Annotated in this window: 12 protein-coding genes and 2 tRNA genes; 6 read left to right on the forward strand and 8 right to left on the reverse strand. The window is 54.1% G+C overall.

Annotated features, from left to right (window positions below; genetic code table 11):
* Window positions 1-125 precede the first annotated feature (125 nt).
* The 5 genes from DW806_RS08040 to DW806_RS08060 all read right to left on the reverse strand — a co-directional run bounded on the left by DW806_RS08040 (window position 126) and on the right by DW806_RS08060 (window position 5424).
* Entirely contained in the window at window positions 126-530 is a 405-nt protein-coding gene (locus tag DW806_RS08040) for a hypothetical protein (protein ID WP_118729622.1), read from the reverse strand.
* Between the two features lie 202 nt (window positions 531-732).
* On the reverse strand, window positions 733-3228 hold the full coding sequence (locus tag DW806_RS08045; RefSeq protein ID WP_118729623.1) for an ATP-dependent Clp protease ATP-binding subunit: 2496 nt from the start codon (window positions 3226-3228) through the stop codon (window positions 733-735).
* Between the two features lie 137 nt (window positions 3229-3365).
* A complete protein-coding gene (locus DW806_RS08050; RefSeq protein ID WP_118729624.1) occupies window positions 3366-4367 on the reverse strand; it encodes an ATP--guanido phosphotransferase in 1002 nt (333 codons plus the stop codon).
* Entirely contained in the window at window positions 4364-4909 is a 546-nt protein-coding gene (locus DW806_RS08055) for a UvrB/UvrC motif-containing protein (RefSeq protein ID WP_118729625.1), read from the reverse strand. The genes DW806_RS08050 and DW806_RS08055 overlap by 4 nt, the downstream gene beginning before the upstream one ends.
* Window positions 4910-4968: 59 nt before the next feature.
* The gene (locus DW806_RS08060) at window positions 4969-5424 is read right to left on the reverse strand and encodes a CtsR family transcriptional regulator (protein ID WP_118361133.1); all 456 of its coding nucleotides are present in this window, start codon (window positions 5422-5424) and stop codon (window positions 4969-4971) included.
* A gap of 317 nt (window positions 5425-5741) precedes the next feature.
* Here DW806_RS08060 and DW806_RS08065 point away from each other — a divergent pair, with 317 nt between their 5' ends.
* The 6 genes from DW806_RS08065 (at window position 5742) to DW806_RS08095 (ending at window position 10803) form a co-directional block, all read left to right on the forward strand.
* A complete protein-coding gene (locus DW806_RS08065) occupies window positions 5742-5912 on the forward strand; it encodes a DUF362 domain-containing protein (protein ID WP_110435960.1) in 171 nt (56 codons plus the stop codon).
* A gap of 1351 nt (window positions 5913-7263) precedes the next feature.
* A complete protein-coding gene (locus DW806_RS08070) occupies window positions 7264-8490 on the forward strand; it encodes a cation:proton antiporter (protein WP_118729626.1) in 1227 nt (408 codons plus the stop codon).
* A 343-nt stretch (window positions 8491-8833) separates the two neighbouring features.
* Window positions 8834-9673, forward strand: coding sequence for a hypothetical protein (locus DW806_RS08080; RefSeq protein WP_118729628.1), 840 nt, complete (start codon window positions 8834-8836; stop codon window positions 9671-9673).
* 17 nt (window positions 9674-9690) lie between these two features.
* Complete coding sequence (locus tag DW806_RS08085) at window positions 9691-10041, forward strand: arsenate reductase family protein (RefSeq protein ID WP_118729629.1); 351 nt, start codon at window positions 9691-9693, stop codon at window positions 10039-10041.
* 516 nt (window positions 10042-10557) lie between these two features.
* A tRNA-Ser gene (locus DW806_RS08090) sits at window positions 10558-10646 on the forward strand.
* A gap of 66 nt (window positions 10647-10712) precedes the next feature.
* Window positions 10713-10803: transfer RNA gene (locus tag DW806_RS08095), tRNA-Ser, on the forward strand.
* 113 nt (window positions 10804-10916) lie between these two features.
* Here DW806_RS08095 and DW806_RS08100 read toward each other — a convergent pair.
* The 3 genes from DW806_RS08100 to DW806_RS08110 form a co-directional block, all read right to left on the reverse strand.
* Complete coding sequence (locus DW806_RS08100; protein WP_118729630.1) at window positions 10917-12095, reverse strand: tyrosine-type recombinase/integrase; 1179 nt, start codon at window positions 12093-12095, stop codon at window positions 10917-10919.
* A gap of 150 nt (window positions 12096-12245) precedes the next feature.
* Window positions 12246-12440, reverse strand: coding sequence for a helix-turn-helix domain-containing protein (locus DW806_RS08105; protein WP_118729631.1), 195 nt, complete (start codon window positions 12438-12440; stop codon window positions 12246-12248).
* Window positions 12441-12444: 4 nt separating this feature from the next.
* Window positions 12445-12741, reverse strand: a complete 297-nt coding sequence (locus tag DW806_RS08110; RefSeq protein ID WP_118361123.1) for a hypothetical protein — start codon at window positions 12739-12741, stop codon at window positions 12445-12447.
* Window positions 12742-12747: the final 6 nt, after the last annotated feature.

Raw genomic sequence — 12747 nt, forward strand, 5'->3', positions numbered from 1 at the left:
GGTTGTTCCGATGATGATCGACGCAATCAAGGCTGCTAAGGCTGCTAAGTAATCAACTGAATATCGTTCAGATTTGATAGAAAAGCCTCTGTCCGATGGACAGAGGCTTTTTGTGCTGTTTGGGTTCATTGTTCGGCGCCTACACTGGGATACTCAGGGTCGCGGTCAAGATAATATTCGACATGGTAAATCCCGTAATAGTCGTTCACGATTTTGCGGACATCTTCGACGTATTGATTTGTGGATGTGTCGCTGTATACGCCACGCAGTGTTTTATACGGGTTTTGCTCGAAAGTGGTGATATAGTCCTTGGTTGCAGCCGGAAAATAAAGCGATTGCTTGTAATGACCCGGCATGTGTGCCCCTTTGGATGCCATAAATGCAACACACTCCTTGTCTGGCAGGTCGGACAGCCGGATTCCGGTCTGCATATATTCCGAAACCGGCGGCGTGTTTTTGACCGTTACAGCCATAATCGCAATGGTGGCGAACAGCAGGACGAAAATTGCTTTGATTCGTGGCTTCAGCATGGTATCACCGCCTTGTCTTGTATATGTTCATTATACTATAAAATCGGTCCGATTTGGAAGAATAGATTTCGATTGGTTGCGAATTACGGGTGCTTCCATTCTCCATTTTTCATTCTCAATTCTGTGCACAGACCAAAAAGACGCAAAACCCAAAGAGGTACGATTCTCACGAATCGTACCTCTTTCGCTATCCGGATAAGGATTATTCGTCCTTATTTTCAGTTTCTGCGGAAGCCTTTGCATCCTTATGCGTCAGCACCAGCTTATCGTCGGCGGCATCGAGCGTTACGCTGTCGCCTTTCTTGATCTTGCCCTCAAGGGATTCCTCGGCAACAAGATCCTCGACCTCGTTGGTAACAGCGCGGCGCAGCGGGCGGGCACCGTAAACCGGATCAAAACCAGCCTTAGCCAGATGCTTCTTAGCGGCCTCGGTCCAATCCATGGTGATCTCCATATCCTGCATGCGGGCAGCAACCTTGCGGAGCATGCCGTCGGCAATCTGTGCAATCTCGTCCTCATTCAGACGGTTGAACACGATGATGTCGTCGATACGGTTGAGGAACTCCGGACGAACCGCGGTCTTGAGTTCCGCCATAACGTCGGCCTTGATCTGCTCAAAGGTGCGCTCTGCAGCGTCCTCCGGCTTGCCGTCCGCAAAGCCGAGCGACTTGCGGCCGCTGCCGGTGATCTTCTGTGCACCGATGTTGGACGTCATGATGATGATGGTGTTTTTGAAATCTACATGGCGGCCCTGACCGTCGGTCAGGATACCATCTTCAAGGATCTGCAGCAGGATGTTGAATACATCCGGGTGTGCCTTCTCGATCTCATCGAACAGGACAACCGAGTACGGATGACGGCGAACCTTCTCGGACAGCTGACCGCCCTCATCGTAGCCAACATATCCCGGAGGCGAACCGATCATACGAGAAACGGCGTGCTTCTCCATATATTCGGACATATCAATGCGGATCAGCGCATTTTCATCGCCGAACATGGCCTCGGCCAGTGCCTTGCTCAGCTCGGTCTTGCCGACACCGGTCGGGCCGAGGAACAGGAACGAACCGATCGGGCGCTTCGGGTCGCGCAGGCCGACACGGCTGCGGCGGATTGCCTTAGCAACGGCGGTTACAGCCTCGCTCTGGCCGATGACACGCTGATGCAGCGTATCCTCGAGGTGCAGCAGGCGCTGTCCCTCGTCCTCGGTCAGCTGAGCAACCGGAACACCGGTCCAGCCGGAGATAACGGCTGCAATGTCGTCCTCGGTGACAGCACCGTGCGACTTGGTCTGCTGGTCAGCCCACTCCTTCTTGCGGGCCTCCATCGCTTCGCGCTTGGACTTCTCCTCGTCACGCAGCTTGGCGGCGTTCTCAAAGTCCTGACCCTTGACGGCCTCTTCCTTCTTTGCAGCAACGGCGGCAATTTCGTCCTCGAGCTGCTTCAAATCCGGCGGAGTGGTCAGGCTGGACAGGCGAACGCGGGAGCAGGCCTCATCAATTACGTCGATTGCCTTATCCGGCAGGTAACGGCCGGTTACATAGCGGACAGACAGCTTGACAGCGGCTTCAATAGCCTCGTCCGGAATCTTGATGCGGTGATGTGCTTCGTACTTGTCGCGCAGACCCTTCAAAATCTCAACGGCATCCTCGGCGGACGGCTCGTTGATCTGAACAGGCTGGAAACGACGCTCCAGAGCGGCATCCTTCTCAATATTCTTGCGGTACTCGTCAAGCGTGGTCGCGCCGATGACCTGTACCTCGCCGCGGCTCAGTGCCGGCTTCAGGATATTCGCAGCATCCGCTGCACCCTCAGCCGCACCGGCACCCATCAGCATATGCATCTCATCAATGAACAGGATGGTGTCCTTCTTGGCGGTCAGCTCTTCAATGACCTTCTTGATGCGCTCCTCGAACTCGCCGCGGTACTTGGTGCCCGCGATCATGCCGGTCAGGTCGAGCGAAATCAGGCGCTTGCCTTTCAGGGTCTCCGGTACGTCGCCGGAAACAATCTTCTGGGCCAGACCCTCGACAACGGCGGTCTTGCCGACACCCGGATCACCGATCAGCGCCGGGTTGTTCTTGGTGCGGCGGGACAGAATCTGGATGACACGCTGAATCTCCTTGGAGCGGCCGATAACCGGGTCCAGCTTGCCCTCCTTGGCAGCGGCTGTCAGGTCGCGGCCAAACTGGCTGAGCGCGTCCTTGCTGTCAGCGCCGCCGTTTGCAGCAGTGCCAGGCTCGCCGGAAACGCTGTCCTGTACGCCGCCGAGCGCTTCATTCAGCTTCTCGACAAGGATCTGCGGGGTGATTTTCAGGTTAGCAAGCGCGGTCAGTGCCACATTCTGCCCTTCGCGCAGGATGCCGAGCAGCAGATGTTCGGTGCCGACATAGCCGGTGCCCATCTCGTTCGCGGACTGTACGGACAGCTCTACAATGCGCTTGGTGCGCGGCGTCATGCCCTGCGGCGCAGTGGAATCCGGGGTGCCGCGGCCGGACAGCTCCTCGATCTGATGAACGAGAGCTTCGTCGGTCACGCCTGCGGCAGTGAGTGCCTTGGCGGCCGGGCCGCCGCCTTCACGCAGCAGGCCGAGCAGCAGGTGCTCCGAGCCAATGTAGCTGTGACCGAACGAAGCGGCCGCTTCCTGTGCAAGCGTCAGTGCCTGACGGGCACGCTCGGTAAAACGGTTTTGATAGAACATAAATAACACTCCTTTCAGAGTAGGAAAATAGCTTGATTTAGAGGTAAAACGTCCTCGCAGGGGCGCACAGTGTGCGTCCGGATTTCAGCATCGTGGTTGGAGTGGGCGCACACTGTGCGCCCCTGCGGGACAGGTGATTAGTTGAATTGAATAGACTTTGTCGCTTCACGCAGGATTTCCGCGCGTTTCTTATCGCGGTCCTGCGGTGCGCCGTTCAGCATTGCCGGACGGATGTGCTCCTCCAGTGCGTACAGCTTCTGCGCGTCCATGCCGGACAGGAAACCCATCTGCAGACCAATCAGAACATTGGAAATGCACTGTACGGCTTCGCTCGTGTCGATGAGGTAGGCGCTCTTCATCGTGCCTGCTGCGCGGTAAATACGGTCGCGCAGTGCGGGTTCGTTCTGGCTGCGTACCTGCTCGCGCGCTTTCTTCTCTGCGTCGATGATGGTGGTTGCCGTTTCTACTAGCTTGTCGGTCAGCTCTGCGGCAGACGCACCGAGAGTAACCTGATTGGACACCTGATAGAATCCGCCGACCGCCTGCGAGCCTTCGCCGTAGGTGCCGCGAACGGCACAGCCGCGGCTGCCCGCGTAGCCGATGATGCGGTCCATCTGCTCGGTTGCGGTCAGCATCGGCAGATGCAGCATGATGGAGGCGCGGAGACCGGTGCCGATATTAGTCGGGCAGGCGGTCAGGTAGCCGAGACGCTCGTCATACGCGAACGGCAGCGCCGCTTCGATGAGCGAAGCTACACGGTTTGCGGTTTCGAGACATTCCTTCGGGCAAAGGCCGGTGCCGATGACCTGCAAACGCAGATGATCTTCCTCGCCGACCATGATGGACACGCCGCTGTCCTTGGAGACAATCAGCCAGCCGCCGTTCTGCGCCAGCTCGGGGGAGATGAGGTGTTCCTCGACCAGCTGAGAGGCTTCGGTCGAACGAGGGATGATCTGCTTCTTGTCAAACTCCGGACCGATGGTCGGATTTTCTTTCAGTGCAGCGAATATCTTGTCAGCAATTTCACTGTGCTGCTGTTCGGTCAGACGGAACGGATAGCCTTTAATATTTCGTGCCAGGCGGACGCGGCTGGATGCAGCCAGACCGGTAAAGCCGCCGTGAATCTCAAACATACTCATTTCTGTTCGCCCTCCATTCTGCGGATCTCATCGCGCAGGCTTGCTGCGCGCTCGTAATCTTCGCTTTCAACTGCCGCTTTCAGCTGTGCCTTGAGGTCAGCCACCGGGTCAGCCTTGGGCTGTTCGGGCGCCGCCGGTGCCGTGCCGATATGACGCGTTGCACCGTGAATCTTCTGTACATACGGATTCAGAATATCCGCAAACGTGGCGTAGCAGTCCGGGCAGCCGACGCGGCCGGTGCGGCGCAGCTCGCTTTCGGTCATGCCGCAGGTCGGGCACTTGCGCTCGGTGCCGAGCATGGTAGCGGTCGGAGCCGCCTCGCCCAGCATGTCATTCCACAGGCTGCCAAAGCCGCCGCCGAGGAACGAATGGAACGGATCGCTCCAGAAGTGGTTCATCGACTGAAATGCGTTTTCAAACGCACCGCCGAGGTTTTCCTTCTGTGCACATTCCGGACACAGGTGCATCTCACGGGTGACACCGTTTACGATTTCCTTATAATACATGGTAGCTTCATTCTTGCCGCATTTTTCGCATTTCATAAGTCAAAACTCCTCTCTGAGAGATTATATATAATGTAGTGTTTACGGAGAAAAGGGCATCACGTTGTTGCAACGCCCATGACTGCGCATCGGAAAATCGCAGAACGCAGTCTGTCGCGGTCGGTTTTATCAACCTCCGCCAGCGCACCGTCCGAGCAGGCGGACAGCAGCAGCTGACCTTCGCGCTGGGTAAGCAGCTCAGCGGAAACGAGAGCGCGTGTCAGACGCGCCGCGTCGTTCTGGCTTAGCCGTCCGCCAATACCGCGTGCCGCTTCGAGCAGCGTGCGCTGCTTGTCATCCAGCAGGCGGATGATGCGGATGAAACCGCCGCCGCCGCGCTGGCTCTCAACCAGATAACCATGCTCCGGTGTGAAGCGGGTCTCTATCACATAATTGATTTGACTCGGTACGCACGAAAACCGGTCAGCAAGGCTTTTGCGCTGCAGCTCAGCAACGCCGCCGCCGTCTGACAGCATCTCACCGATGAAGTCGGCGATCACATCGGACATTTTCATGGTGTTTCACTTCCTTCCGGGAAAGGCACTCACTCATCTGACCTTCCCTGATCATTGTCTATATTGTATATCCGGAGGCGTCCAAAATCAAGAGAAAAATTTGACCATTTCTGACTATTAAAGAGAGGTAGATAAGGCTAACCATTGGTTTTCTCGTTATATCGCTTTGAATCACGATTTTTCTCGGTTTTTCATAAACTGACCCAAATTGTGTACTATGATAAAAGTTACCAAAGACTAACCACTTATTTTTGTTGCTTTTTTTAAATCTTGTGGTAAAATGATAATTGTAAAATACATTTGGAGGTGCAATACCAATGGCATATGTTATCGGTGGCGGCTGCATTATGTGCGGCTCTTGCGCTGGCGAGTGCCCGGTTGGCGCTATCGCTGAGGGCGACGGCAAGTACGAGATCAACGCTGACGCATGTGTAGATTGCGGTACCTGCGCAGGTTCCTGCCCGGTAGGCGCTATCTCTCAGGGCTAATTCCTGAACACATATAAAGCGAAGTACAAAACCCTGTTCCGTTCGGAATGGGGTTTTTACTTTTGCCTAAAACAGCAGAGCGGTCGGGCATTCTTGGCACCGGATGGTTGGGGTACGCGAACTACGTAAGCGTGTTCGTCCCTTTCCGGACGGCACCTTTTTCTGCACCGGATGAGCGGGGTATTTGAACCGAGCAGGCAGTTCACCCTAACGGGCGGAGAGTTTTTCGCTGAACCTCAGCAGGGAATTGCGCTCTGCGGAGCGCGGGAGACTGCCGCATCCGCGGCGGGGACAAAAAGGAAGGGACACCTGCGGTTTCCCTTCCTCTTTGAACTCCTGCCTTTCCCTTATTAGATAGTCTGGCGCAGACCAGAGACCGGCGACCGCTCCGAAATGGAGGAACGGCAGTCGGGTTACCGCAGCGTTTGTTTTGCAACCTATTCGCAGTTCACAGACAGCGTACTGCTACACATACGGGCTACTCTGCGCAGAGCGCGGCATAGCAGTGCCGCGCAACACTTTGGCACGTTGTAACGCACGGCACCTACGAATTTAGACGTTTGGTACAATTTATCCTCGTAGGTGCTGTCTATCATAACGCGCTAACGAATTGCGCGGCACGGTTATGCCGCGCCTGCGTAGAGTAAACCACCTGTGTAGCAGTAATCTATCTGTGAACTGCGAATATTTCACGAAAGACACGCAACGGTAACCCGACTGCCGTTCCCCCATTTCGGAGCGGTCGCCGGTCTCTGGTCTGCGCCAGACCCTCTAGGGGAAAGGGGAGATACACAAGAGGGTGGAAACCGCAGGTGTCTACCCTCTTGTGCGCCCGCGCGGCGTCAGCGCACATTTCGTTCGCTTCTCAAGCGGCGACTATATATAATAGGAATAGGCGAAGAAAAAAAACACTTGAAATTTCCACACAATATGATATAATGGAAAAACTGAAATTTCAATGCCTTGCAAGCTTATGCTCGCAAGGCGTTCTTTTTTTGCCTTGCGGCATAGACGGGGCAGAAAAAACAATCCAAGTTAGACGAGTTAGGCTTTCTGCTGGCGTATCCGCTGCGGATTTTCGTGGTCGGTCCGTTCTGCCGCGCCGTATTCCGCAGCCGCATGGGCGCGCGCACGCACGTGGCTGATGAGGAGGAACAGGCGATTTCGGAAGGATTTGCTGGATAATGTCAGAAAATAGCGAAACTGGCAGAGTGCACAGAGATTGAATGCGCTGTTTGGTAATTTCGTTCAAAATCACGGAGTAAAAATTGAAATCTTAGCTGGTTCTTTGCGCGAAAAAGAGTATAATATTCTATGCAAAAGGTTATCACATTAAGAAAGGGTGGGAACAATGTCATATGACTTTCTGTTGACGATTGCGATCATCATGTTATTCACAAAGGTATTCGGCCTTACTTCGGAGCGTGTGCATATGCCGCAGGTTGTCGGTGCACTGATTGCCGGTGTGCTGGTTGGCCCGAGCTGCCTCGGCTGGGTAGGCGAGACCGATTTTCTGGTAAAGGCCGCTGAGATCGGTGTAATCATCCTGATGTTTAACGCAGGTATGGATACTGATCTGGACGAGCTGAAAACCACCGGTTTTGCGTCCTTCATTATCGCGCTGATCGGTGTTATCGTGCCGCTGATCGGTGGTGTTGCATGCTATCTGGTGTTCGACAATGATCCGACCGACCCGATGAACATGCTGAAGGCTGCTTTCATCGGTGTCGTTCTGACCGCTACCTCGGTTTCGATCACCGTCGAGACCCTGCGTGAGATGGGCAAGCTGAAAAGTAAAGTCGGTACAGCAATCCTCGGCGCGGCTGTAATCGACGATATCCTCGGTATCGTGGTGCTGACCATTCTGACCGCACTGACTGACCCGTCGGTAAAGCCGATTCTGGTACTCGGCCGCATCGTTGCGTTCTTCGGTTTCGTACTGGTTGTTGGTCTCGTTATGTACCGCGTATTCCTCAAGATGGAGGAGAAGTGGCATCATCATCGCCGTATTGCAATCTATGCGGTAGCATTCGCATTCCTGATGAGCTACGTTGCAGAGCGTTACTTCGGTATTGCAGATATCACCGGTGCATACTTCGCAGGCATCGTAATGTGCCGTCTGTCCTCTGCGCGTGACTACGTTGCAAGCAAGACCAACGTGCTCGGCTACATGCTGTTCTCTCCGCTGTTCTTCGCTTCCATCGGTATTAAGACCAACCTGGAAGGTCTGACCAGCACCATGGCGATCTTCGCAGTGGTACTGACCATCGTTGCAATCCTGACCAAGATCATCGGCTGTGGCATTGGTGCCCGCATCATGGGCTTCCAGACTTATGATGCGTTCTCCATCGGTCTGGGCATGGTATCCCGCGGTGAGGTTGCACTGATCGTAGCACAGAAGGGCGAGCAGGCCGGTCTGATCGACCCGCACATGTTCCCGCCGATCGTACTGGTCGTTATCGTTACTACGCTGGTAACGCCGATTCTGCTCAAGCTCGGCATGAGTAAGCAGACTCCGGCAAACACGGAGTTCAATGCACAGGAAAAGGTGCAGATGCCCAAGGTAAGCCAGCACTGATTGCTGTCGCAGAACCATGGTTCCGTCGGCAAGCAGGAACGGACCGCAGGCTGTTCCAAAGTTGTCCGAAAGTTCCCGTACGGAAATTTTCTCCCTCTCAAAGTCAAAAATCCTGCGCTATCCTTGCGCGGCTTCTCGGCCGCGCTGCGCCGGTACATGCTCCCGGATTTTTGGAATTTGCACGGCAAATTCTATTGAACACGCGCAATGCGCGAAACAACCGTCTGTTTTGAACAGGCGGTTGTTTTTATATGCAAATATCAATTATTCGCTGTATTGAAGCCTTGCGGCAAGTATGCTATAATAGTAGCGTTTAATACTATCTCTTAATGGAGGAAACAACATGAAAGCAACGAAGCTTCTGCCGATTCTGGCGGTCGTGCTGTGCGTTCCGGGGATTGCGCTGCGCGCGCTGCACCTGCTGAACGGTTTTGACGTAAGCACCGGCTTGCCGACGGCAGGCGATAAATGGATCTGGTTCGTGATCGCGCTGTTCGCTATCAGTGCAATCGTATATGCTGTGCTGGCGCTGCCGCTTAAGACGCGCAATAAGGTACCGTTTGAGCAGCTGCTCGGCACGAAAGAGGTGCTGTTCCGCATGGCGGCTGTCGTTGCGGGACTGATTGTAGCGGCGGGCAGTCTGGGTTACCTGTATCTGACCATCACCACGGTAGAGCAGGACGCAGCTGCATGGGCACGCGTTTTGGAGATCGTCTACGCGATCATGGGCGTGCTGACCGGCGGCTGCATGATCGGTCTGGCCAAGGCACAGGGCGTACAGATGACGGAAAAGAGCGCCGCAATGACGCTCGTACCGCTGTTCTGGAGCTGCCTGCATCTGCTGGTCAACTACCGCATGACCTGCACCGATCCGAAGCTGGCGTCGTTCGGCTTTGGTCTGGTTGCCGATGTGATGATTGTGCTGGCGTTTTATGAACTGGCGCGTCTGCTGTTTGGCAAGCCGGCGCCGGCTATGCTGGCGTTCTTTGCCGCAGTGGCGGTCACCATGTCGGTGTCGGATATCGGCGGCTACGGTCTGGCTATGCTGATGGGCATTCCGTCCATGTGGTCGATCAAAATGGTGCTGCGCGGCATTCTGGCTGCAGCAGCGTGCGTTATGCTGGCTGCTGAGCTGTTCTGCCTGTGCCGCTCGGACGCAGCGCAGACGGCAGCCGAGGATTAACAGGGGAGGACACCGAAATGCTGTTTGTATGCTATCCCAAATGCTCGACCTGCCAGAAGGCGAAGGCGTGGCTGCAGGAGCGCGGCGTGGCGTTTGACGAGCGTGATATCAAGCAGGACAATCCGACCGAGCAGGAGCTGCGTGCGTGGCACGAAAAGAGCGGTCTGCCGCTTAAGCGGTTCTTTAATACGAGCGGCCTGCAGTATAAGGCGCTGGGGCTCAAGGATAAGCTGCCGGCCATGACCGAGGACGAGCAGTATGCGCTGCTCGCGACCGATGGCATGCTGGTCAAGCGCCCGCTGCTCATCGGAGAGGACTTTGCTCTTCCGGGTTTTAAGGTAAAAGAATGGGAAGAAAAGCTGAAATAAGGCACAAAAACAGACGAACCCTTGTGGTTCGTCTGTTTTTTTGTTGGCAATATGAGTTAAGAGTGGAGAGATTTAACACCGAGCAGTGATTATACCCGCAGGAAATGAATAATCTGCACAAACCAACGAGTTGCGCGACACTGTCATACTTCAGAGTACCTTCTCTTGCCCTTCGGGCAATTCACCTTGTGCCGCGCCTGCGTAGAGTAGCCGACCTGTGTAGCAGTACGGTAAGCGAAATGCGAATATGCGGATACAACGCGGAAGAATAAATCCTCTGCCGTACTCCTTTTCCTGCTTACGCAGTCTACCATCTGCACCCAAGGTAGGCTACCAAGGGAAACGGGTGTTCAAAGAGGGTAGAAACCGCAGATGTCTACCCTTTTTGCTCCCGCGGCGAGCGTCGCATCTCTGCATGAAATTGTGATAAGAAAAAAGTGAGAACAAATGTTCACATATGTGTTGACAAACACGAGGATCTGGTGTAAAATATATCTTGCTTATCGGGCAAGATACGGAACGGTATCGAAGTGGTCATAACGAGGCGGTCTTGAAAACCGTTTGTCCGAAAGGGCGCGTGGGTTCGAATCCCACCCGTTCCGCCAATCACGAGATTGCGCGCGGAGGGTTCGATCGAGAATAACTCCGCGCACAACTTAACACCTTGACATGGAGACATACCCAAGCTGGTGAAGGGGCTCCCCTGCTAAGGGAGTAGGTCGAGAAATCGGCGCGAGAGTTCAAATCTCTCTGTCTCCGCCATGAAAGCTGCACTTTTTATTGCGAAAAGTGCAGCTTTTCTGCATTTATAGATAGAAAACGATAACTTTTAGAACGACTTAATTTTCCTTGACAGCAATCGTGACAGCAACGGGCTAATTTACGGCTCCCAAACTGGAGATCAGCTCCTCCATACGGGCGGCACTGCTGCGCTGCATTTGGTCACTGACATGAGCGTAGGTTTTCAGCGTAAACGAAGCTGTACTGTGACCTAAATTCGTCTGCACGGTCTTAATATCATCGCCGTTTTCCAGCGAAATCGTAGCGAATGAGTGGCGCAGAGAATGAAACGTATAATCCCCCATACCGCAGGAACGCAGCAGACGCTTGAGGTGCTTGTATACGGTCTGGTGGTTGAGTGCGCGGCCAAATTCATTGGTGAAAACCAGATCAAACGAATTGTTCCACAGCGGTCCGGCGGCTAAACGCTGACGCTGCTGCTTGGTGCGCTGCTTCTGCAAGGTAAGCATAGCGGTGTCAGCCAGAACAATACGCCGCTGCTTGTTCTCTTTCGGGTCAATGAGCGTATAGCTGTAATCACCTTTCTTGCATTTCTGCTGGAGCTGCTTGCGTACAACAAGGCTGTTTCGGTTCCAGTCAATATCAGCCCAGCGCAAGCCGAGAATTTCGGACTGGCGCATACCGGAGAAAATATCGAGGAAGAACAGATAATAGAATTCGTCCTTGCGAATCAGATCGAGAAACTGATTCAGCTCGGCAGAGGTGATCGCTTTGGCGCGGGTTTGCGTTACACGCGGCAGAGAACAGAAGTCGGCAACATTGCGCTGTAAGATCTCATCGCGCTGTGCAGCGGTCAACAGGGCGTGCAGCGTGCCGAATACGGTGTGTACAGTCTTGGGGGCAAGCCCTTTACCGCCTGCGCCTAAAGACGAAGCAAAGCGCTGTACCTCGCGGTGGGTGAGGTCGGTCAAACGGCGAGTACCCAGTGCGGGAAGAATATGCAGCCGAAGATTTTTCTCGTAACTGCGCTGTGTGGAATCGGTCAGCGTGGCAACGTGAGTTGTCATGTATTCTGCGGCATATTCGGCTACCGTGATTTTACGCGGTTCCTGAAAGGTGCCGTTGTCAATACTGGAGGTTGCAGCACGCAGTTTCTCTGCGACTTCTTTCTGTGTTTGGCCGTAAATGGTATGACGACGAGGCTTTCCGGTTTCCGGATCGTAACCGGACACATACTGACCCTGCCAGCGGCCGTCTTTCCGCTTGGTAATAGAGCCGCTTCCGGCTTCACGCTTTTTATTTTTTCGTGCCATAAGTAAAAGAATACTCCTTTCCGGCACATACAGTTCGGTTGTATGTAAATAGTATAGCACAGGTATGCAAGTTTTGCACAAGCTGGGGATAAATGCTGTGCGTGAGATAAGATGAGGGCAAGGTTTTAGACCTTGCCCTCTGCTGCATATTCAGGCACTTTTCTTGGCGGCGTCCTCTTTGAGCCATTGCATCAGTGCATCGTGTGTTACAAGCAGGCGGCGGCCTATTTTGAGTGTTGGGAAATCTTCACGGTGAAAGAGCGCATAGGCAGCGCTACGGCTTATGCCGAGCAGTTCAGCCAGATCACGGGCGGATAAGGTGATACATTTTACTTGTGCTGCCATAGAATCAGACCTCCGTATTGCCTAAGTACTGCTGCATGAGCGACCGGACCGTGATAATACGGCCAAGCGGCAGTTCGAGTGGAATAGGAAGACCGGGTGCAATCTCTCTGAGGTGGTTCAGCGCATCGTGCTGTGCGTCTAGGTAAGAGCAGTGTGAGATTTGACGTTTAGGAGAGCAGATGTACTTCCGGAAACATTCGTTTGCCTGATCCCAGTTGTAGGCGATCATAACGGCATTGCTGCCCTTGAGAACATAGTAGCGGCCATTTTTGCTTTTGTAGTTATTTTTATGCTTACCCATAATTTG

It is taken from the genome of Butyricicoccus sp. AM32-19, from assembly GCF_003480365.1.
Classification (GTDB): Bacteria; Bacillota; Clostridia; order Oscillospirales; family Butyricicoccaceae; genus Agathobaculum; species Agathobaculum butyriciproducens.